Source organism: Bradyrhizobium sp. USDA 4503 (genome assembly GCF_054055815.1).
This window is the reverse complement of the sequence record NZ_JBSRXS010000001.1, coordinates 3559758-3579731: the sequence shown is the minus strand read 5'-3', so window position 1 is coordinate 3579731 and position 19974 is coordinate 3559758. Positions and strand designations below refer to the sequence as shown.

Here is a 19974-nt window from a genome sequence, read left to right as displayed (position 1 = left end):
AGACGTGGATGGCCGGGACAAGCCCGGCCATGACAACGGTAGAGAGGTGTGCTCGCAATGACGTGGAGAGGGGTTGGCCTGTCACCCCAACCGCATGTCCAGCAGCCGCCGGCCTTCGCCCTTCAACAGCTTCTTCACCGCGCTCGAGGCGATCACCTCGCCATTGTTGGCGTAGGCTTCGTGGTTCTTCTCGATGTCGTCGAGGCGGTAGAGGTAGTTGACCATGATGCCGGCGGATTCGCGCAGGCCCTTGGGCGAGAGATCGCCGAGCCAGTTGATCCGCTCCAAGCGTGCGCCGTTGCCGAGATGGAAGCGCGCGACCGAATCGATCAGCCGTCCCTTCGGCGTGCGCGCCTTCAGGAAATAGTAGGCGGCAAGCGGCTCCAGCACGGCGCGCAGCTGGGTCGCGAGCTCGGCGTTCTCGAACCAGTCGGGCTTGCCGAGGCTTTCCAGCAGCTGGCGGTCCTCCTCGGTGAGCGGCACGTCGTCGGCCTGCTTGACCCACTGCATGAAGCCCGGCACCGGCGATAGCGTCACGAAGTTGTCGAGCTTCGGCAATTCGCGGCGCAGCTCCTCGACCACCTGCTTGATCAGGAAGCTGCCGAAGGAGATGCCGCCAAGGCCGCGCTGGGTGTTGGAGATTGAATAGAACACCGCGGTGCGGGCGCGCTCGACCGGCACCGGCTCGCGCTCTTCGGCCAGCAGCGGCGCGATTGCGCCCGGGATGGCTTCGGTGAGCGCGACCTCGACGAAGATCAGCGGCTCGTCGGCCAGCGCCGGATGGAAGAAGGCGTAACAGCGGCGATCGATCGGATCGATGCGGCGGCGCAGATCGTCCCAATCGCGGATCTCGTGTACGGCCTCATAACGGATGATCTTCTCCAGAATATTGGCCGGAGACGACCAGTCTATCCTGCGCAGCACGAGGAATCCCCTGTTGAACCAGGACGAGAGCAGATGCACCACGTCGCGATCGAGCGCGGCAAGGTCCTTGTTGCCCTTCATCAATGAAAGCAGATCCGAGCGGATCGACACCAGTTCGCCGGTGCCGCCCGGCGCGCGATTGAGCCGGCGGATCAATTCCTGGCGGCGCGGCTCGGAGGCGAAATGCAGGTCGCTGGCGTCATCGCCATTGGCCTTGGCGCGCCAGCTTTCGATCGCCTGCGCCAGCTTGGCGTGATCGGGGCCAAAATCGCGGGCCAGCGTCTGGAAGAACGACAGCCGCCCGGCGGCATCGAGATGATGGTAGCGGTCGAGCACTTCGCGCGCCATCGCGGTGCCGGAGGCTTCGCCGCGGCCGGATAACAGCGCCTCGCACAATTCCAGCAGTTCGGAAGCATCCTGCTTGTCGTTGGCCGGGCTGGCGCGGCCGAGCAGGACGCGGCCGCGTTCGGAAATCGTCGAGAGCAGATCGGAGAAGAAGGCATTGGCCATGAGCAGGTCGTATCCAGCAGGTCGTATCCAATGAAGCCGGACCTTACACGGGATTTAAGGTCGGGAGCACAGCAATCAAGCGCATGGATCGTACGGAAATATGTCGCAGCGCGACAGCGGTATAATTCGTCGTCGCTGCGCCCGGTGACAAACCCGGTTCACGTTTTCTCGCACGTTTTCTCCGCGAACGCGGTCGGTGTCTTGCCGGTAACCTGGCGGAACGCGTGGGAAAATGCCGGTACGCTGGCATAGCCGAGGTCGGAGGCGACCTGCTTGACCGAAACGTTCGCGCTGCTCGACAGGCGCTCGATCGCGGCCGCGATGCGGGCGCGCTGGCACCAGCTCTTGAACGAGAGCTGCGTTTCCGCCGAGAACAGCCGCGACAGCGTCCGCGCCGAGGTGCCGACGGTGCGCGCCAGCGCATCGATGTCGTGGTCCTGCGTCGGATCGGCCAGCACGAGGTCGGCGGCGCGGCGGCAGCGCGGCTCCTGCGGCAACGGGATGAAGGTCGCGGAGTCCTCGGCCTGGTGCAGCTCCAGCATCACGAGGCGGATCAACAGATCGGTGCGCTCGCGTCCGCATGAGGCGTCGAACAGCGCGAGGATCGCCTGGTGCACCAGCGGCGACACCCGCACCACGAATTCGTGGTCGAGGCTGTCACTGCGCTTTTCGCGCGCGAGCCAGGCCTGGTCGAAATACAGCGTGCGCATCTCGATGTCGGCAAGCACGCCGATCGCGTGCGGGAGCAGGGCAGGGACCCACACCGCGCGGTCCGGCGGCACCAGCCAGCGCCCCTTGGGCGTCGTCACCTGCATGGTGCCGCTGGCGGCATAGACCAGCTGTGCCTCGCGGTGCATGTGCGGCTCGAGCCGGACGCCCTTGCGGTAGCTGCGCGCCACCAGATGCACGCCGTCCCCGGTGACGCGCCGGTCCTGGTGGAGGGCTCTTATTGGCGGCTCAGCGATAGTCATTGGCGACATCCCGTCAGGACAAGCACCTATAACCTATTTTCGAGCAATTGAAGAATCGCGTGAGAGACGTGCCGATGAACGGTCCAAGCAACAGTCCCAGCCGGGTGATCACCTTCGTCAATGCGGCCCATTTCATCGATCACTACGCGATGCTGATCTTCGCGGCCGCCGTCATCATCATGGGCCCGGCGCTCGGCATGGCCTATTCGGAACTCCTGCCTTATGCGACCCCGGGCTTCATCGCCTTCGGCGCCGGCTCGCTGGTCACGGGCTGGCTCGGCGACCGCTGGAGCCGCCGCCACATGATGGTGATCTTCTTCGTCGGCATCGGCCTGTCGATGATCTCGGTCGGCTTCGTGCAGACACCGCTGCAGCTCGGCGCCGCACTGCTGGCGATCGGCGTCTTCGCCTCGATCTACCATCCGGTCGGCACCGCGATGATCGTGTCCTATGCCGAGAAGCTCGGCGCCCAGATGGGGATCAACGGCGTCTGGGGCAATCTCGGCGTTGCCTCGTCGGCGCTGGTCACCGGCGTGATCGGCCAGTATCTCGGCTGGCGCTGGGCCTTCATCGTGCCCGGCACGGTCACCGTGCTGATCGGCATCGCCTTTGCGATGACGGTGGTGCATGAGGACCGCAAGGGCTCCAGGCAGGCCGCAGCGCAGGTGCGGGTCGCCAAGGAGGACATGTGGCGGGTGGTGCTGTCGCTGCTGATCGTGGTGATCGCGATCTCGACCACCTTCAACGCGGTGACCGTGGCGCTGCCGAAGCTGTTCGCCGAACGGCTCGCCGACCTGACCAAGAGCCCGGCGCTGCTCGGCGTGATCGCGGCCGGGGTCTATGTGTTCGGCGCGATGACGCAGTACACCATCGGCAAGCTGCTCGACAGATATTCGCTGAAGACGGTCGCGCTGCCGCTGTCGTTCCTGCTGGCGCCGTTCCTTTATCTGGCGGCGAGCCTAAACAACCTGCCGCTGATCGTGGTCTCGATCGGCATCGTGATGGGCGCGTTCGGCCAGGTCACGGTGAACGATGCCATGGTCGGCAAGTACACCACCGAGGAATGGCGCTCGCGCGCCTATGCGGTGCGCTATTTCGTCGGCTTCACCGCGGCCGGCGCGTCCGTCGGCCTGGTGGCATGGTTGTACGACCAGGGCGGCTTCTCGATGATGCTGCGCGCGTTCGCGGCACTCTGCCTGCTGGCGATCGCCGCCGCGATCATCCTGCCGCGCGAGATCCGCACCCCGGCCGCGCAGGCGGGCTGACGCAGGCGTTTTGCCGCCCATTTAACGTTGCGACGAGGCGTGCCCGACCGGCGGGCCTCGACCGACGGCGGATAACCGTGACATGGTCACGCTTCGCGAACTTTGTTCCGACCCGCAGGTGTGGTAGGTTGAAACGGGCCTCGGGGACGAAGGCGCCGGTTGCGCCTTGAACACGTCTTTGCGGAGCAGCCGGAGCGCTATGGGAGAAATTCGCGACTTCAAGTCAGGCCGGTCACAGCCCGACAATACCCAGCCTCCCGGCGATTCAATGCCGCGGCGCCTCGCGGCGATCGTAGCGGGCGATATCGCCGGCTACAGCCGGTTGATGCAGCTCGATGAGGAAGGCACGCATACGCGCGTCAAGCGGACCCTGCGCGATCTGATCGAGCCCACGATTGCCGAGCACCACGGCAAGCTGGTCAAGACCACCGGCGACGGCTTTATCGCGATGTTCGACAGTCCGGTCGAGGCCGTCCGTTGCAGCATCGTGATCCAGCAGAACATGATCGGCCGCAACGCGGCGATCGCGAGAGATCACTGGATCGAGTACCGGATCGGCGTCAACCTCGGCGACGTCATCATCGAGCCCGACGATATCTATGGCGACGGCGTCAACGTGGCCTCGCGCCTGGAAGGGATCGCAGCGCCGGGTGATGTCTTCATCTCGGGCGGCATCTACGAGCAGATCAAGCACAAGATGGTCTGCGGATACGAATCGCTCGGCGACCGCAAGGTCAAGAACATCACCGATCCGGTCCGGGTTTATCGCGTCCTGCCGGATGCAGCCGCGTACCAACGGACGCGCAGGCGCCGCGAGTCCGTCCTGCTCACGCTGCTCGGACTGGCGGTCGCGATCATCGCCGGCGGCGTGCTGTGGTATCTGCTCGCCCAACCGCGCGGCAAGCCGGCCGATGTGGCGCAGGCGCCTCCGGCACCGACGGCATCGCCTGCCGTTCAGCCGCCGGCACCAAGCCCGGCTCCGACCCAAACCGCAAGTCCGACCCCGGCGGCGCCGACGCAGCAAGCGTCGCCTCAACCCGCGCCCTCCGCGAGCCCCACCCCAGACCTGCCGGAACCCGAACTGGTCTCGCTTCAAGCCGGCAGTTTCTCGATGGGAAGCAATGACGATCCGTCGGAGCGGCCGATCCGCCGGGTGACGGTCAAGCCGTTTGCCATGGGCAAATATCCGGTCACGGTCCGCGAATGGAACGCCTGCGCGGCGGCCAAGGCCTGTGGCTTCACGGCCAGCGGCAAGGACGACGCTCCGGTCACCAATGTGAGCTGGAGCGATGCGAAGCAATATGCGACCTGGCTCGCCGAGCGCACCAAGAAGCCCTACCGGCTGCCGAGCGAAGCCGAGTGGGAATATGCGGCGCGCGGCGGAACGCAATCGAAGTACTGGTGGGGCGACCAGGTGCAATCGGGCCACGCCGGATGCAAGGATTGCGGCGGCGACAGTTCGGCCGAGCAGCCGGTCAAGGTCGGCAGCTACAAGCCGAATCCGTTTGGCCTCTACGATATGGGCGGCGGGGTCGATCAATGGGTCGAGGATTGCTGGCACAGGAATTACCAGGGCGCGCCGACCGACGGTGCGGTCTGGTCCGGCGGCGACTGCGCCTCGCATGTCATCCGCTCCGGCTCGTGGAAGAATGACGCACGCTATGTGCGTCCGGCCAATCGCGATAATTACGACACCAATGTCCGTTATCCGACCCACGGTTTCCGGGTCGCGCTGTCTCCCTGAGCGATCATCCCTGATCGCCAGGCTTCATGGAGGGGCTATGAAAAGTGCAGGCTTGATCATGCTCGCCGCGGCACTGACGCTGTTCGCGGTTCCGGCCGACGCGCAGAACAAGCCGGCCGGCAAGGACACCAAGCTGTATTTCATCTGGCCGCGCGACGGCGCTAAGCTCAAAAGCCCGTTCTGGTGCCGCTTTGGGCTGCGCAACATGGGCGTCACCCATGCCGGCGACGACTACCCGAACAGCGGCCATCACCATCTTCTGATCGACGTGAATGAGCCGTTGAATGCGAATGAGCCGATCCCGTCGGACAAGTCTCATCTGCATTTCGGTGCCGGCCAGACCGAGACGCAGCTCGACCTGGCGCCCGGCAAGCACACCTTGCAGTTGGTGCTGGGCGACGCCAAGCACTATCCATTCAGCCCGCCGGTCGTCTCCGAAAAAATCACCATCCGCGTGAGATAGGCCGATACGGATAGCTCCCTTGCGAGAACCGGCGCTTGCACAAGGCCGCGCCGTGCGGTTTGTTGCGCGCCTGCCGGACAGCAAGATTCGGCTTAGAGGAAGTCTGATGTCGTCTCGACTGCTGCGTCTGGCCGGCCTCGTTCTGGGAGTGATTGTCATGGCCACATCAGCGGATGCCGACGCCTTGAAGGATCAGATCGCGCCGACCGGAAAGCTCCGGGTCGCGATCGCGATCAGCCCGGCCGGCGGCGCGTTCTGGTCGACCAAGACCGAGAGCGGCTATGCGGGCGTTCCCGTCGATCTCGGCCGCGAGATGGCGGCGCAACTCGGCATCCCCGTCGAATATGTCGTGCACCAGAATTCCGGCCAGATCACCGACGCGGCGGCCAAGAACACCTGGGACATCACCTTCCTGCCCAAGGATCCCGAGCGCGAGACCAAGATGACGTTCGGGCCGATCTACGAGGTTGCCGACGCCACCTATATCGTCAAGCCCGGCTCGACGATCACGAATTTCGCCACGCTCGACCAGGACGGCGTCAAGGTCGCCGCCGTCAATGCCACCACCACGATGCGCGGCGCGATCGCCCATCTCAAACACGCCACGGTCACGGGCTATCAGACCTATGACGAGATCTTCAATCTGCTGAAGAGTTGCGAGATCGACGCGTTCGCATTGTCGCGCGATCAACTCAATGCGATGGCGAAGAAGATTCCGGGCACGCGCGTGCTGGACGAGACCTTCAAGCAGACCGTCACCGCGGTCGCGGTGCCGCTCAATCATCCGCTCGCCGCGGCCTTCGCCACCAGGTTCATGACGGAGGCGATCGCCAACGGCACGCTGCGCAAGGCCTACGACAACAACGGGCTGAAGGGCGCGCCCGTCCGCACCGAGGCGAAGTGAAGTAGCGCGCGTATCGACTCTTTCCCCGTCATCCCCGCGCAAAGGCGAAGCCTTTGCGCGGGGATGACGGTGATGGAGGGGCGCGCATCCTCTGGGCGACATCTGGGCATGCTGCATAATTCCGCGCCATCGCGCCGTGCGGTTCCTGCGCCACCAGCCTAACTCATTGTATTGACGGGGATTTAAAGCCAACCGCCAGCGTCGCCGCTTGGCACATCCATTGCTTTTGATTGCACCAGTCAATGACGACTGCCGTCCTCCGGATTGCCGAGGCCAATGCTGGCCGAGGCGAGGGGATCAAGGTGCCCGGCCCGGGCGTCTCGAGCAATCGTCGCAGCCCCATCTCCCCGGACGGACGAGCATTTCAACCAACCCGCGTCGCTTCCGGCAGGCAACCGGCGCGGCCGAATTGCGCAAGGGGATTTTACGAATGGCCTATCTCGCTCCGTCCGAATTCGTCACCAAGATGGTGGATGCCGGCGAATCCAAGATCTTCATGTCGACCCGCGACACCGTGATCCGCGCCTATATGGCCGGCGCGATCCTCGCGCTGGCAGCCTGGTTCGCCGTGACGATCAACGTCAATACGGGTCAGCCGCTTGTCGGAGCATTGTTGTTTCCGGTCGGTTTCGTCATGCTCTATCTGCTGGGCTTCGATCTATTGACCGGCGTGTTCGTCCTTTCGCCGCTGGCGCTGCTCGACAAGCGTCCCGGCGTCACGCTTGGCGGCGTGCTGCGCAACTGGGCTCTCGTCTTCATAGGCAATTTCGGAGGCGCGCTCACGGTGGCGTTCATGATGGCGTTCGTGACGACGTTCGGCTTCACGCAGGAGCCCGACAAGGTCGGCATGACCATCGGCAATATCGGCGAGGGGCGAACGCTGGGCTATGCGGCGCATGGCGCGGCCGGCATGGCCACGCTGTTCATCCGCGGCATGCTCTGCAACTGGATGGTTTCGACCGGCGTCGTCGGGGCGATGATCTCCACCACGGTGCCCGGCAAGGTGATCGCGATGTGGATGCCGATCCTAGTGTTCTTCTACATGGTGTTCGAGCATTCGGTGGTGAACATGTTCCTGTTCCCGTCGGGACTGATGCTGCATGCGAAGTTCTCGATCATGGACTACCTGATCTGGAACGAGATCCCGACCGTGCTCGGCAATCTCGCCGGCGGTCTCGCCTTCACCGGGCTCACGCTCTACACCACGCATGTGAAGACGGCGCCGAAGCGCCAGCGCCTCGCGGCTTGATCCTCGACGACTTATGGGGCTCTCCTGTCACGGAGGGCCCCATTGGCTTTGGGACGGTCGATGCCGCGCGCGCTGACAATATCGGTCGGGCAATTCTCTGATCAGGGCCGCAAGGACGCCAATCAGGACTTCCACGGCGCCTTGATCCCCGGCGAGCCGCTGCTCGGCCTGAAGGGCATCGCGGTGGTGCTCGCCGACGGCATCTCCTCGAGCAGCGTCGGCCGCATCGCCGCCGAATCCGCGGTCAAGAGCTTCCTGACCGACTACTACTGCACCTCGGAATCCTGGTCGGTAAAGTCTTCGGCGCAGCGGGTGCTGGAGGCGACCAATTCCTGGCTGCACGCGCAGACAAGGCGCAGCCAAAATCCCTACGACAAGGACAAGGGTTACGTCTGCACGCTGAGCGCCCTGGTCATCCGGTCGACCACGGCGCATCTGTTCCATGTCGGCGACTCCAGGATCTACCGCGTCGCCGGCAACAGCCTCGAACAACTGACCATCGACCACCGCGTCGTGATCTCCTCGCAGCAGAGCTATCTTGGCCGCGCGCTCGGCGTGAACCCGCAGCTCGAGATCGACTACCAGGCGCTCCCGCTGGAGCGCGGCGACATCTTCCTGCTGGTAACCGACGGGATCTACGAGCATGTCCCGGCGCGGCAGCTCGCGAAGACGATCAAGGACTGTGCCGCCGATCTCGATGTCACGGCGAAATCGATCGTCGAGCAGGCCTATGAGAACGGCAGCCCGGACAATCTCACCGTGCAGATTGTCCGGATCGACGAATTGCCCGACGGCGATGCCAGCGAGGTATTCGGCCAGCCGACCGAGCTGCCGCTGCCGCCGCTGCTCGACGCACGGATGCTGTTCGACGGCTATCGCATCGTGCGCGAGCTCCACGCATCGCACCGCAGCCACATCTATCTCGCGGTCGATGAGGACAGCGCCACCACGGTCACGATCAAGATCCCCTCGATCGACCTGCGCGACGATCCGGCCTATCTGAAGCGGCTCATGATGGAAGAATGGGTCGCCCGGCGGATCGACAGCCCGCATGTGCTGAAGCCGTTTTTGCCGCAGCGCAAGCGCAATTTCCTTTACGTCACGATGGAATATATCGACGGTCAGACCCTGACGCAGTGGATCACGGACAATCCAGCGCCGTCGCTGGAGACGGTACGCGGCATCACCGAGCAAATTGCAAAAGGGCTGCGCGCCTTCCACCGCAAGGAGATGCTGCACCAGGACGTCAGGCCCGACAACATCATGATCGACAGGACTGGCACGGTGAAGATCATCGATTTCGGCTCGACGCGGATCGCGGGCGTCGGCGAGGCGGCGCCGGCGGGCGTCGAGGACATCCTGGGCACCCAGCAATACACCGCGCCGGAATATTTCCTCGGCGAGGGCGGCACCGCGCGCTCCGACCTGTTCTCGCTCGGCGTCGTCACCTACCAGATGCTGACGGGACGCTTGCCCTATGGCGCGCAGATCGCGCGGGCCCGGACACGATCCGACTTCAACCGGCTGGTCTACCGACCGGCCGCGCATCGCGGGCGCGAGATCCCGGGCTGGGTCGACGGCGCGCTGGAGCGCGCGGTGCATGCCAACCCGCTCAAGCGCTACGAGAGCTTTTCGGAGTTCCTGTTCGACCTGCGCAATCCCAACGCAAAATATCTGACGACGTCATCGACCCCGCTGATCGAGCGCAACCCGGTGCTGTTCTGGAAGTCGACCACGCTGCTGCTGGCGCTGGTCGTGGTGCTGCTGCTCGCCTACGGCGCGCATCATTGGCGGTAGTGTATCTAGTCGCCATCTAGTCCCGTCACCCTGAGGAGCGCGCACTTGCGCGCGTCTCGAAGGGTCGACGGCCACCAGCCGGGCCGTGCATCCTTCGAGACGCCCGCAAGTGCGGGCTCCTCAGGATGACGGGGAGGGAGTAGAACGGGGAGAGAGTCGGACGCCGCTAATGCGTCCCACCCGCCGTAATCGGATCGAGGCCGCTCTTCACCAGCGCGTCGCGCGCGTCCGGCGAGGCGAGGAAGCTAATCAGCGCCTTGCCGGCCTCACGCTCCTTTGCAGCCGTCGCGATCCCGGCGGAAAATACCGTGATCTTCTGCAACGGCTCCGGCAATGGGCCGACGATGTCGATGCCGGCGACCGGCTTCAGCTCGGAGATCTGCTGCAGGCCGATCTCGGCCTCGCCTTTGGCCACGATCTCGCCGACCGGCGTCGCCGGGATCATCCGCGCCTTGTCCTTCATCTGATCGGCGATGCCGAGCTTTGCGAACATCTCGGTCGAGACATAGACGCCGCTGGCGCTGTCGGAATAGGCGACAGACTTCGCCGCCAGCAGCGCCTGCTTGACGGTGTCGGCCGAGCCGATGTCCGGTTTTGGTGCGCCGGCCTTCACCGCGATGCCGATCGGCGACTTCACGAGGTCGACGCGGCTGTCGGCCAGCACTTTGCCCTGCTTGATGAGATCGCCGAGCGCATAGCCGACCATGATCAGCACGTCGGCCGGCTCGCCGCGCTCCAGCCGCACCGGAATGGCGTTCGTGGTGGTGCCCATCGACGGCCCGAAGGCGGTCACCACCTTGTGCCCGGTCTTGCGCTCGAACTCCGGCACCAGCGCCTTGTAGGCCGCCGTCAGTCCGCCCGAGATCATGACATGGACTTCGGCGGCGGATACGGCTGAGGTGAAGGCGAGGGCGCCGATGACGGCGAGCGTGAGGGCACGGAAGGCAGTGGGCGCGCGCATGGAGTTTCTCCCTGGACGATTCTTGGGAAGCGGGTCGTCGTGGCCGGGAGACTATAGCGCGAGTCGATGCGTGGCTAGCCGCCACCCGTCATTGCGAGGAGCGTAGCGACGAAGCAATCCACCTTTCAGCCCATGTGGAACGATGGATTGCTTCGCTTCGCTCGCAATGACGGGGAAAGATCGTTGCCGATCCGTCACGAATTCACGTGCACGAAATCGCGCAGCAGCGGGTAGATCTCGTTGTTCCAGCGCTTGCCGGAAAACACGCCGTAATGGCCGACGCCGGCCTGCATGTGATGCACCTTGCGATAGGTGCGGACTCCGATGCAGAGGTCCTGCGCGGCGAGCGTCTGGCCGATCGAGCAGATGTCGTCCTTCTCGCCTTCCACCGTCATCAACCCCATGCGCCGGATCGCCGCCGGATTCACCGGGCGGCCGCGATGTATCAGCATGCCCTGCGGCAGCAGATGCTCCTGAAACACATCGCGCACCGTCTCGATGTAGAACTCCGCCGGGAGGTCCATGACCGCGAAATATTCGTCGTAGAAGGTCTTGATCACCTCGGCCTTGGCGGTCTCGCCCTTGGCGAGATGGTGGGCCAGATCGATATGCTGCTTGATGTGCCGTTCCAGGTTCATCGACACGAACGCAGTGAGCTGCACGAAGCCGGGATAGACCTGGCGCAACGCGCCCTTGCACTGCATCGGCACGTAGTTGATCAGATTGTCCTCGAACCATTTGATCGGCTTGCTCTTGGCGAATTCGTTCACCTTGGTCGGCTGGATCCTTGTGTCGATCGGCCCGGCCATCAGGGTCAGCGAGGCCGGCCGCGCCGGATGATTGTCTTCCGACATGATCGCGGCGGCGGCGAGCGCCGACACCGAGGGCTGGCAGATCGCCACCATATGCGCGCGCGGGCCGAGCTGGCCGAGGAAGTCGATCAGATGGTCGGTGTAGTCCTCGAGGCCGAAGCGGCCCTCGTTGCGCGGGATGTCGCGCGGATTGTGCCAGTCGGTGATGTAGACGTCGTGGTCCTGCAGCAGCGTCTTCACGGTGCCGCGCAGCAGCGTGGCAAAATGCCCGGACATCGGCGCCACCAAGAGCAGCCGCGGCTGCTCCGGGCCGTCCACCTTCCTGAAATGCAGCAGCGAGCCGAACGGCGTCGCATAGGCAACCTCCTCGGTCACCTGCAATTCCCTGTTGCCGACGGTCACGCTGCCGATGCCATAAGGGGGCCGCGCGTAGGTCAGGCTGGAGCGCGAGATCAGCTCGAGCGCAGCCGCGAGCCGGCCATACATCCGGTCAGCGGCGCCCTGCGGCACCAGATTGAGGTATTTCAGCGCCGCTGCAGCCCCGGTCCGCCATGGCGCCGTGAGGTCCATGTGGTTCTGATAGGCCTGGTACATCATTGACATCATACGCATCCACCCGTGGCCTGGCTTGCCATGCAATATCGACGCCAGAGGCGGGCCGACCGCCCGGCAAATTGGCACGTGGCTTGCTGCAAAAGCTGATGGCTCCGGGTGCGCGGCGGCTGAACCGGCGCGATATCCGGGAGCTGAGGACGCGTTCAGGCGTGAGGGACAGATATGGCGAAAGCGACACTCACCATCAGCAGCAAGAATTACTCCTCCTGGTCGCTGCGCGGCTGGTTGCTGGCGAAATTCGCCGGGCTCGACTTCGAGGAGGTGGTCACCGCGCCCGACGACCCGTCGGCCCGCGCCGAGTTGCTGCTGCTGTCGTCCTCGATCCTGGTGCCCTGCCTGCGCCACGACGGCGCGACGGTCTGGGATACGCTCGCGATCGGCGAGTATCTCAACGAGATCATGCCGCATGCCGGGCTGTTGCCGGAAGACCGGATCCAGCGCGCGCATTGCCGCTCGATCTCGGGCGAAATCCATTCCGGCTTTACCACGCTGCGCTCTTCGCTGCCGGTCAATCTCAAGGGCCATTTCCCCGGCTTCAAGATCTGGTCGCGGGCGCAGGCCGACATCGATCGCGTTTGCACCATCTGGCGCGATTGCCTCGGCGCATCGGGTGGACCATTCCTGTTCGGCGAGCGCCGCACCATGGCGGACGCGATGTATGCGCCGGTCGTGACCCGCTTCATGACCTACGACGTCAAGCTCGAGCCTGCGCTTGCGGTGTATGCCAGCACCATCATGACGATGCCCGAGATGCAGGAATGGATCGAGGCCGCGAAGGCGGAGCCCGCCGACGTCGAGGAGCTCGAGGTCGAATATTAGGCAGCGCCCGTGCCGGCCTGCCTGCATCGGCGGCTCAAGCACGAGGCAAGCCTTGCTCAATGGACGTGCCGCCGGCGTCGGGCATCGGCATGCGCGCCGGACCCGCGCGACAGCCACTGAGGCGCAAATTCGTGCCTCGCTCCAAATGCTTCTGCGGCGATATCAGCGCATGGCGAGACGGTTCGCCGCAGCCCAATCCGGCTGGCAAGGATTTCGCATGGCATGACCGAGCTGTGACCGCGACGATGCGACGCTGCCGAAAATTTGGACGCCGAGCCGCGCCGCGATCTCGCGAACACGAGAACCGTGGAGGCTTGAAATGAACCAGCACGCCGTCGTCAGCAAATTCTCCCACGTCAAACCCGGTGACACCGAGTTCAAGGGCGGAGGTCTGCGCGACTTCTTCCTGTATCGCGATCTCGGCATCGCCGATGCCACAAGCGGGCAGGTGATCTGCCACCTGGTCAAGGCCAATCCCGATATGCCGCCGGAGCAGGGCACCGGCTGGCACAAGCATCTGTGCGATTTTCAGATCGTCATCATGACCAAGGGCTGGGCGCGCTTCATGTACGAGGACAAGGAGACGCTGGTCGAGGCCGGCGACGTCATCCATCAGCGTCCCGGCATCACCCACTATTTGTTCGATTACTCGAAGGACATGGAATACCTCGAGATCGTCAGCCCAGCCGATTTCAAGACTGTGGATGTGCCGCCGGCGACCGAAGCGGTGCCGCCGATCACGCCGTGGAAATGATCGCCCGGGCGGACAGAGAGGAGGGATCGCAATGTCGTCTGCGGAAGAGTTAACCTTTGTTATCGGCCGCTGGCTGCGGCCGATCGTCATGCTTCTGTATGTGGTGCGCAGCCTCGGGCTGATGACCACATCTAGCCGTGAACAACGCAGTACGTTGCTCGATCAGTGATTCGGACGCGGTTCGTTCCACCCGCGTTCCAAATCTTAAGACACGGTGCGCGCGCGTCGCGTTTTGAAACAGCGCGCACCGATGCCTCAGGCCACGCCTGCCTGCTTCTCGCGCGGCATCCGCCATGCGATGACGTTGGCTTCCAGCGCGCCGCCGGTGTTGTCATTGCGCCACTGGCCGTTGACGAAGCGGCAGGCGAACGGCAGCTGATACGTTCCGCTATGATCCTCACAAAGTACTTCCACGCGCTGTTCCGGCGCCGGTTCGCCATTGCCATCGAATTGCGCCATCCGTTTTTCGCGCGTTGCCATGCGATCTGTCTCCACTGCCCAAGGTCGAGCCAAAAGGGATCGAACCAAACAAGTTCCGAAGGCCCCCGTCCCCACGAGTAGTCCCGTAATGGGTGAAGCACACCGCTTGAATGCGGTTTCAGTGTGGTATGTCTGCCTCGCTTTCAGCGTCGCGAGCACAAAACTGTGAATGACGCATTTGCCTGGAGACGCCGATGACCGCTCGTTTTGTTCTCGCCTTGCTGGCACCGCTCGCACTCGGCGTCGCCGGAACCGCGCATGCGCAGGACGTTCCCGGCATCGAGATCTGCACCGTCGAGAAAACCATGGAGCGGCGCACGAGCTGTTTGCAGAGCAATGTCGATTTCCTGCAGAAGACGATCAACAAGCTCACATCGGATCATCAACAGAAGCTCGATGCCGCCAACCGGCAGATCGTGAGCTTGCAGAGTTCGGTCGCGAACTTGCAGAAGCTCGTCACCGATCTGCAAACAGCGCAGGTCAAGCTGACCGAGGACCTGAAGAAGAAGGCCGACGCGCCGCCGGCGAAGGACGCCGCGCCCGCCGCGAAGGATGGGACGAAGTAGGAAATCGTCATTGCGCGCCACCCGGTCGGCGCGAAGCGCCGCCGGATGACAGGCTGCGCGAAGCAATCCATCCCACCGCGCGTGCGGAACGATGGATTGCTTCGTCGCTTCAGCGCAAAATTGCTTTGCAATTTTGTCGCGAGCTCCTCGCAATGACAGGAAGCGCGTCTCGGCTCACGCCACCCGATACTGCTCCATCACCTCGCGATCCGGCTCGTAGCCGAGGCCGGGGCCCTGCGGCACGGCGACATGGCCGTTGGCGTCGACGTCGATGCGGTCGCCCCACAGGCAGGCGGGACGCTTCATGAAGAACACCTCGATCAGCCCCGCGTCGCGGATCGCCATCAGATGCAGCGTGGCGAGGAAGCCCGGCCCGAAATAGGGCGAGTGCGGAATCACCTGGACGCCGAACTCGTCGGCGAGGACGGCCACCCTCAGGAATTCGGTGATGCCGCCGACCTTGATCACGGAGGGCTGCGCGTGACTGACCGCGCCCGCGGTCATCATCTGGCGGAATTGATGCACGGTGCAGGCGTTCTCGCCGGCCGCGATATCGAGCCGGCCTTCTCTGCGCACCTCGGCGAGCGTCGCAAAATCCTCCGGCGGCCAGACCGGCTCCTCCAGGAACAGCGGCGCGGCCTGCTTGCAGTCGCGCGCGAACTGGATCGCCGCGGGTCCGTCCAGCGGGCAGTTCATGTCGACCATCAGCGGCACGTCAGGGCCGATCGCCTCGCGCGCGGCGGCGACCGCGGGCACGGTGGTCTCGTGCAGCTTGATCGCGGAATAGCCCAGCTTGATCGCCTTCTTGCATTCGGCGGCGATGTGCGCCGGATTGCCGATTCGCATCAGGCTCGCATAGGCCGGGATCGTGCTCCGCTTCGCGCCGCCGATCAGTTGATGCAGCGGCACGCCCTTCACCTTGCCGGCGAGATCCCACAGCGCGATGTCGAGCGCCGAGATCGCAAACATCGTGATGCCGTAGCGGCCGAACAGATGGAGGTTGCGCTGGATCTGCTCCATCGCGGCGGGGATGCTGGCGGCGTCGGGCACCTCGAGGCCGCGGGCCTGCGGCGCGATCATCTCGGCCACCGCCGTGCAGCTCGTCTTCGGGCAGACATAGGCGAAGGCATCGCCCCAGCCGGTGAGGCCGGCATCGGTCGAAACCTCGACCAGCACCATGTCGAGCGCCGAGATCGCGGAAGCTCCCTGGCGGAAGCTCGCGGGCCCGGCGTCGTAGGGAATGCGGATATGGTGGGCGCGGACGTCGGTGATTTTCATTGTTGTTGTCCTTCCGATCGCAGGATGTGCCTGGAATTCGTGGTGGCCGGACACTTGAGCTTGAAGAACGGCGGCGCTTCGGCTGGTCTGGGTTCCGGCCATCGCAAATCTTGCTCGTAACGAGTCTTGCTTGCGACAAGTCTTGCTCGTGAATCATGTCGAAGACGTGGATGCCCGGCGCACGGCCGGGCATCACGAACCGCAAAGTTGTGGAGGAAAGCCCTCAACTGCTCTTCTCGCCGCTCATGATGGGGCCGAACCGCTCCCAGCTCTCGCCCTTGAAGCGCATCATCTGCAGCTGCTCGATCGGCGCATAGTCGTCCGGCCCGGTCTTGATCTTGGTGCCGGGCAGATAGATGCCGATCTCGAAGTTGAGGCTGGCCGCCTGCTTCATCAGGTTCTCGCGGGTGAGATTGTCGCCGCATTGCCGCAGCACCTGCTCGAGCCCCTTGGCGACACCATAGCCGAATACGGTGGCGGCGTCGTCGAGGTCGCCTTCGGGATACCACTTGGTCATGAAGGCGCGCCACTCGGTCATCGCCGGATCGTTCTTCCACTCGGTATCCTTGGGGTCCTTGAGATACGCCGTGGACAGCACGCCCTGGCTCGCTTCATAGCCGGCCGGCTTCATCACGCCGCCGATCGAGCCGGAGACGTTGGTCAGGAACTGCACCGGATGCCAGTCGAGCTCGGCGACTTTCTTGATCGCCTGCGCCGCGAATTTCGGCGTTGCAATGTTGACGAAGATGTCAGGGTTGGCGCCCTTGATCTGCACGATCTGCGAATCCACCGTCGGTGACGAAGTCTCGTAGGAGGATTCGACGACGATCAGCTTCTTGGCCTGGTCGCCGAGCCCGTCGTGCAGGCCGATCAGATAGTCCTTGCCGAAATCGTCGTTCTGATAGAGCACGCCGATGGTCTTGCCCGGATAGTTCTGCAGAATGTACTTGGCATAGATGCGCGCTTCGACCTGGTAGCTCGGCTGCCAGCCCATGGTCCACGGGAAGTTCTTCGGATCATTCCACTTGGCCGCGCCGGTGGACACGAACAACTGCGGCACCTTCTTGGCGTTCATGTATTTCTGGATCGCGGTATTGCCCGGCGTGCCCAGCGGATTGAAGATCAGGAGCACCTCGTCGCTCTCGACCAGCTTGCGGGCCTGCTCGACCATCTTCGGCGGCGAGTAGGCGTCATCGTAGGAGATGAAGTTGACCTTGCGGCCGTTGATGCCGCCTTCGCTGTTGAGTTTGTTGAAATAGGCGGCTTCGGTCTTGCCGATCGTGGCGTAGGCGGACGCCGGACCGGAATAGGGCATGATGTTGCCGACCTTGATCTCGGTGTCGGTTGCGCCCGGATCGTATTTCTTCTGCGCGTTGGCGGCGCTGGCGACGGCGATCGTCAAAAGCCCCGCAAGCGCCGCTGATTTGACGCAGTTGGCATAGCTCAAGCGTTGGTGGTGCATCATTGTCCTCCCTGACATGCTGGCCGCGGCTCTTGCAGTCTTGATTATCGGGCAGCTTGATGAGCCGTCGGATCGATGCGTTGACGAGTATGCACGATTGCAACATTGTTGCCAGCGACGGCTTTGCGGGTAAATTTCCGTGGAGCGGAACCGCGGTTTCGCCGTCGGGCAGCAAGGACTGTCAAATGCCGCGCGCGGCCGCCGTGCATGATGCCCGAGCTTTGCAGGAAAGCCGTCATCCATGAATCCAGCCCAGAAGGCGCTCTGGTATATCGAAAGCCATCTCGGCGCGCCGCTGACGCTCGACGAGATTGCCGCCGTAGCCGGCGTCTCGCGCTTCCATCTGGTGCGGGCGTTCGCGGAAGCAACCGGGTTCTCGGTGATGCGTTATGTGCGGGCCCGGCGGCTCAGCGAAGCCGCGCGCGAGCTCGCGGCCGGTGCGCCCGATATTCTCAGCCTCGCGCTGGATGCGGATTACGGCTCCCACGAAGCATTCACCCGCGCGTTTCGCGACCATTTCGGCGTCACGCCCGAGACGGTGCGCGCGACAACGTGCCTGACGACGCTCAATCTCCAGGAGCCGATCACCATGATCTCGACAGCTCTCGACCACATCGATCCGCCGCGCATTGCCACCGCAAAGGCGTTCCTCGTCGCCGGCATCGGCGAGCGTTACAACCACGGCAATGGCAGCGATGCCGGCATTCCGAACCAGTGGCAGGGCTTCCACCAGCAATGCGCGCATATCCCCCGCCAGGTCGGCAATGTCGCCTATGGCGTCTGCTGCAACGGCGATGATGCCGGCAATTTCGATTACATCGCCGGCGTCGAGGTTGCCGATTTCTCCGACCTGCCGCGCGAGTTCGCGCGCGTTCGCATTCCCGAGCAGAAATACGTCGTGTTCACCCACGCCGACCACATCTCGACCATCCGCCGCACCGTCAACACGATCTGGAATCGCTGGCTGCCGCAATCCGGCATGAAGGTCGCGGACGCGCCGAACTTCGAGCGCTACGACGAGAAGTTCGATGCGAGTACCGGCAATGGCGGGCTGGAGATCTGGGTGCCGGTGAAGGAGTAGCGGGCGCCGGTGCAGCAAACCCTGGTGTCGCCCCCGCGAAAGCTGGGACCCATGACCACCGATGCTTGTTATTTGCGTGACGCTGGAATGACGAGTCCCGCCTACAACTCTCGCCGCAGAGTATGGATCCCTGCTTTCGCAGGGACGACACCGCCTCTGTTGTTCGCGAGCGCCTAGATCAATGAGAGCGCGCCAGGCAGAACGCGACGACCTCTTCCAGCGCGGTCTTCATCGGCGAGGGCGGGAACAGCGCCAGCGCGTCGACCGCCATCGCGCCGTAGTGCTGGGCGCGGCTGATGGTGTCTTCGAGGGCGCGGTGCTTGGTCATCAGTCCGATCGCGTGATCGAGGTCGGCCGATCCGATCTCGCCGCGCTCCAGCGCGCGGATCCAGAACTTGCGTTCGGTATCATTGCCGCGGCGGAAGGCGAGCACCACCGGGAGCGTGATCTTGCCCTCGCGGAAGTCGTCGCCGACATTCTTGCCGAGTTTTGCGGATTTGCCGCCATAGTCGAGCACGTCGTCGACGAGCTGGAAGGCGATGCCGAGATTCATGCCGACCGAGCGGCAGGCGGTCTGCTCGGCCTTCGGCCGGTTGGCGATCACGGGGCCGACCTCGCAGGCGGCGGCGAACAGCTCCGCGGTCTTGCCGCGGATCACGGCGAGATATTCGTCCTCGGTGGTCGCGGTGTTCTTGGCGGCCGCAAGCTGCATCACCTCGCCCTCGGCGATGGTGGCGGCGGCGGCGGAGAGGATGTCGAGCGCACGGAGCGAGCCGACCTCGACCATCATCCGGAACGCCTGGCCGAGCAGGAAGTCGCCGACCAGCACGCTGGCCTCGTTGCCCCACAGCATCCGCGCGGACAATTTGCCGCGGCGCAGCTCGCTCTCGTCGACCACGTCGTCATGCAGCAGGGTCGCGGTGTGCATGAACTCGACCGCGGCGGCGAGCTTGATATGGCCGTCGCCGGAATAGTCCGCGAGCTGGGCCATTGCCAGCGTCAGCATCGGGCGCAACCGCTTGCCCCCGGAGGAGATCAGGTGATTGGCGACCTCGGGGATCATGGTGACCTCGGAGCCGGTCCGCGAAAGGATCGTCGCGTTGACGCGCTCCATGTCGGCGGCGAGAAGTCCCACCAGCCCGTCGATCGAAGCATTGGACGGGCTTTCGAAGGGTACAATAACCGCCACGCTGGTCTCCAATTTTGCCGAATACGCACTATGCTCAGCTATAACAATAGAAACTGAGCGGTGCAGCGGCAAGGCCATCAAGTTATTGACATGTGGCGCAAGTGCCGCACTGCCGGGGCGACAGGAGAGC

General features: G+C 64.1%; 19 protein-coding genes. 11 read left to right on the top strand and 8 right to left on the bottom strand.

The window, feature by feature from the left end; translation table 11 throughout:
• Positions 1 to 81: 81 nt before the first annotated feature.
• Positions 82 to 1434, bottom strand: coding sequence for a malonyl-CoA decarboxylase (locus ACVMIH_RS17495; protein WP_057014905.1), 1353 nt, complete (start codon positions 1432 to 1434; stop codon positions 82 to 84).
• 158 nt (positions 1435 to 1592) lie between these two features.
• Positions 1593 to 2405 (bottom strand): helix-turn-helix domain-containing protein, encoded by an 813-nt coding sequence (locus ACVMIH_RS17490; protein WP_456862641.1) that lies wholly within the window; start codon positions 2403 to 2405, stop codon positions 1593 to 1595.
• 74 nt (positions 2406 to 2479) lie between these two features.
• Between ACVMIH_RS17490 and ACVMIH_RS17485 the strand changes: the two genes are divergently transcribed.
• From ACVMIH_RS17485 to ACVMIH_RS17460, 6 genes are all read left to right on the top strand, one after another.
• Positions 2480 to 3670, top strand: coding sequence for an MFS transporter (locus tag ACVMIH_RS17485; protein ID WP_456862638.1), 1191 nt, complete (start codon positions 2480 to 2482; stop codon positions 3668 to 3670).
• Between the two features lie 199 nt (positions 3671 to 3869).
• Positions 3870 to 5414, top strand: coding sequence for an SUMF1/EgtB/PvdO family nonheme iron enzyme (locus ACVMIH_RS17480; RefSeq protein WP_456862635.1), 1545 nt, complete (start codon positions 3870 to 3872; stop codon positions 5412 to 5414).
• Positions 5415 to 5451: 37 nt separating this feature from the next.
• Positions 5452 to 5877: a DUF4399 domain-containing protein gene (locus tag ACVMIH_RS17475; protein ID WP_229192178.1), complete on the top strand. Its 426-nt coding sequence runs from the start codon at positions 5452 to 5454 to the stop codon at positions 5875 to 5877.
• Between the two features lie 157 nt (positions 5878 to 6034).
• The gene (locus ACVMIH_RS17470; protein WP_456862632.1) at positions 6035 to 6781 is read left to right on the top strand and encodes a transporter substrate-binding domain-containing protein; all 747 of its coding nucleotides are present in this window, start codon (positions 6035 to 6037) and stop codon (positions 6779 to 6781) included.
• 430 nt (positions 6782 to 7211) lie between these two features.
• Positions 7212 to 8030 carry a formate/nitrite transporter family protein gene (locus ACVMIH_RS17465; protein ID WP_137480433.1) on the top strand — a complete coding sequence of 273 codons (819 nt, stop codon included), beginning with the start codon at positions 7212 to 7214 and terminating at the stop codon, positions 8028 to 8030.
• 60 nt (positions 8031 to 8090) lie between these two features.
• Entirely contained in the window at positions 8091 to 9827 is a 1737-nt protein-coding gene (locus tag ACVMIH_RS17460) for a protein kinase domain-containing protein (RefSeq protein ID WP_456866506.1), read from the top strand.
• Between the two features lie 166 nt (positions 9828 to 9993).
• On the opposite strand, the gene ACVMIH_RS17455 is transcribed toward ACVMIH_RS17460, so the two are convergent.
• Both ACVMIH_RS17455 and ACVMIH_RS17450 read right to left on the bottom strand, forming a co-directional pair.
• Positions 9994 to 10788 (bottom strand): substrate-binding domain-containing protein, encoded by a 795-nt coding sequence (locus ACVMIH_RS17455; RefSeq protein WP_456862629.1) that lies wholly within the window; start codon positions 10786 to 10788, stop codon positions 9994 to 9996.
• A 194-nt stretch (positions 10789 to 10982) separates the two neighbouring features.
• Positions 10983 to 12206: a polyhydroxyalkanoate depolymerase gene (locus ACVMIH_RS17450; RefSeq protein WP_456866504.1), complete on the bottom strand. Its 1224-nt coding sequence runs from the start codon at positions 12204 to 12206 to the stop codon at positions 10983 to 10985.
• Positions 12207 to 12377: 171 nt separating this feature from the next.
• Here ACVMIH_RS17450 and ACVMIH_RS17445 point away from each other — a divergent pair, with 171 nt between their 5' ends.
• The 3 genes from ACVMIH_RS17445 (at position 12378) to ACVMIH_RS17435 (ending at position 13957) form a co-directional block, all read left to right on the top strand.
• Positions 12378 to 13034 (top strand): glutathione S-transferase family protein, encoded by a 657-nt coding sequence (locus tag ACVMIH_RS17445; RefSeq protein WP_168857485.1) that lies wholly within the window; start codon positions 12378 to 12380, stop codon positions 13032 to 13034.
• Positions 13035 to 13353: 319 nt separating this feature from the next.
• Positions 13354 to 13788, top strand: coding sequence for a cupin domain-containing protein (locus ACVMIH_RS17440; RefSeq protein ID WP_057014914.1), 435 nt, complete (start codon positions 13354 to 13356; stop codon positions 13786 to 13788).
• Positions 13789 to 13819: 31 nt separating this feature from the next.
• The gene (locus ACVMIH_RS17435; protein WP_016848367.1) at positions 13820 to 13957 is read left to right on the top strand and encodes a hypothetical protein; all 138 of its coding nucleotides are present in this window, start codon (positions 13820 to 13822) and stop codon (positions 13955 to 13957) included.
• Between the two features lie 86 nt (positions 13958 to 14043).
• Here ACVMIH_RS17435 and ACVMIH_RS17430 read toward each other — a convergent pair whose 3' ends face one another.
• Positions 14044 to 14268 carry a hypothetical protein gene (locus ACVMIH_RS17430; protein ID WP_057014915.1) on the bottom strand — a complete coding sequence of 75 codons (225 nt, stop codon included), beginning with the start codon at positions 14266 to 14268 and terminating at the stop codon, positions 14044 to 14046.
• 194 nt (positions 14269 to 14462) lie between these two features.
• Here ACVMIH_RS17430 and ACVMIH_RS17425 point away from each other — a divergent pair, with 194 nt between their 5' ends.
• On the top strand, positions 14463 to 14834 hold the full coding sequence (locus ACVMIH_RS17425) for a hypothetical protein (RefSeq protein ID WP_057014916.1): 372 nt from the start codon (positions 14463 to 14465) through the stop codon (positions 14832 to 14834).
• 174 nt (positions 14835 to 15008) lie between these two features.
• On the opposite strand, the gene ACVMIH_RS17420 is transcribed toward ACVMIH_RS17425, so the two are convergent.
• Positions 15009 to 16112 carry a mandelate racemase/muconate lactonizing enzyme family protein gene (locus tag ACVMIH_RS17420; protein ID WP_456862626.1) on the bottom strand — a complete coding sequence of 368 codons (1104 nt, stop codon included), beginning with the start codon at positions 16110 to 16112 and terminating at the stop codon, positions 15009 to 15011.
• 223 nt (positions 16113 to 16335) lie between these two features.
• On the bottom strand, positions 16336 to 17577 hold the full coding sequence (locus tag ACVMIH_RS17415) for an ABC transporter substrate-binding protein (protein ID WP_057014918.1): 1242 nt from the start codon (positions 17575 to 17577) through the stop codon (positions 16336 to 16338).
• Positions 17578 to 17815: 238 nt separating this feature from the next.
• Between ACVMIH_RS17415 and ACVMIH_RS17410 the strand changes: the two genes are divergently transcribed.
• Complete coding sequence (locus ACVMIH_RS17410) at positions 17816 to 18655, top strand: AraC family transcriptional regulator (protein ID WP_456855524.1); 840 nt, start codon at positions 17816 to 17818, stop codon at positions 18653 to 18655.
• A 178-nt stretch (positions 18656 to 18833) separates the two neighbouring features.
• On the opposite strand, the gene ACVMIH_RS17405 is transcribed toward ACVMIH_RS17410, so the two are convergent.
• Positions 18834 to 19844, bottom strand: coding sequence for a polyprenyl synthetase family protein (locus ACVMIH_RS17405; RefSeq protein WP_057015096.1), 1011 nt, complete (start codon positions 19842 to 19844; stop codon positions 18834 to 18836).
• Positions 19845 to 19974 lie beyond the last annotated feature (130 nt).

Excerpts from the sequence above, each read along its gene's own strand:
- ACVMIH_RS17450 (WP_456866504.1), bottom strand. The coding sequence starts at position 12,206 with ATGATGTCAATGATGTACCAGGCCTATCAGAACCACATGGACCTCACG.
- ACVMIH_RS17455 (WP_456862629.1), bottom strand. The coding sequence starts at position 10,788 with ATGCGCGCGCCCACTGCCTTCCGTGCCCTCACGCTCGCCGTCATCGGC.
- ACVMIH_RS17445 (WP_168857485.1), top strand. The coding sequence starts at position 12,378 with ATGGCGAAAGCGACACTCACCATCAGCAGCAAGAATTACTCCTCCTGG.
- ACVMIH_RS17425 (WP_057014916.1), top strand. The coding sequence starts at position 14,463 with ATGACCGCTCGTTTTGTTCTCGCCTTGCTGGCACCGCTCGCACTCGGC.
- ACVMIH_RS17420 (WP_456862626.1), bottom strand. The coding sequence starts at position 16,112 with ATGAAAATCACCGACGTCCGCGCCCACCATATCCGCATTCCCTACGAC.
- ACVMIH_RS17430 (WP_057014915.1), bottom strand. The coding sequence starts at position 14,268 with ATGGCAACGCGCGAAAAACGGATGGCGCAATTCGATGGCAATGGCGAA.
- ACVMIH_RS17440 (WP_057014914.1), top strand. The coding sequence starts at position 13,354 with ATGAACCAGCACGCCGTCGTCAGCAAATTCTCCCACGTCAAACCCGGT.
- ACVMIH_RS17475 (WP_229192178.1), top strand. The coding sequence starts at position 5,452 with ATGAAAAGTGCAGGCTTGATCATGCTCGCCGCGGCACTGACGCTGTTC.
- ACVMIH_RS17460 (WP_456866506.1), top strand. The coding sequence starts at position 8,091 with ATGCCGCGCGCGCTGACAATATCGGTCGGGCAATTCTCTGATCAGGGC.
- ACVMIH_RS17410 (WP_456855524.1), top strand. The coding sequence starts at position 17,816 with ATGAATCCAGCCCAGAAGGCGCTCTGGTATATCGAAAGCCATCTCGGC.
- ACVMIH_RS17485 (WP_456862638.1), top strand. The coding sequence starts at position 2,480 with ATGAACGGTCCAAGCAACAGTCCCAGCCGGGTGATCACCTTCGTCAAT.
- ACVMIH_RS17470 (WP_456862632.1), top strand. The coding sequence starts at position 6,035 with ATGGCCACATCAGCGGATGCCGACGCCTTGAAGGATCAGATCGCGCCG.
- ACVMIH_RS17490 (WP_456862641.1), bottom strand. The coding sequence starts at position 2,405 with ATGACTATCGCTGAGCCGCCAATAAGAGCCCTCCACCAGGACCGGCGC.
- ACVMIH_RS17495 (WP_057014905.1), bottom strand. The coding sequence starts at position 1,434 with ATGGCCAATGCCTTCTTCTCCGATCTGCTCTCGACGATTTCCGAACGC.
- ACVMIH_RS17415 (WP_057014918.1), bottom strand. The coding sequence starts at position 17,577 with ATGATGCACCACCAACGCTTGAGCTATGCCAACTGCGTCAAATCAGCG.
- ACVMIH_RS17435 (WP_016848367.1), top strand. The coding sequence starts at position 13,820 with ATGTCGTCTGCGGAAGAGTTAACCTTTGTTATCGGCCGCTGGCTGCGG.
- ACVMIH_RS17465 (WP_137480433.1), top strand. The coding sequence starts at position 7,212 with ATGGCCTATCTCGCTCCGTCCGAATTCGTCACCAAGATGGTGGATGCC.
- ACVMIH_RS17480 (WP_456862635.1), top strand. The coding sequence starts at position 3,870 with ATGGGAGAAATTCGCGACTTCAAGTCAGGCCGGTCACAGCCCGACAAT.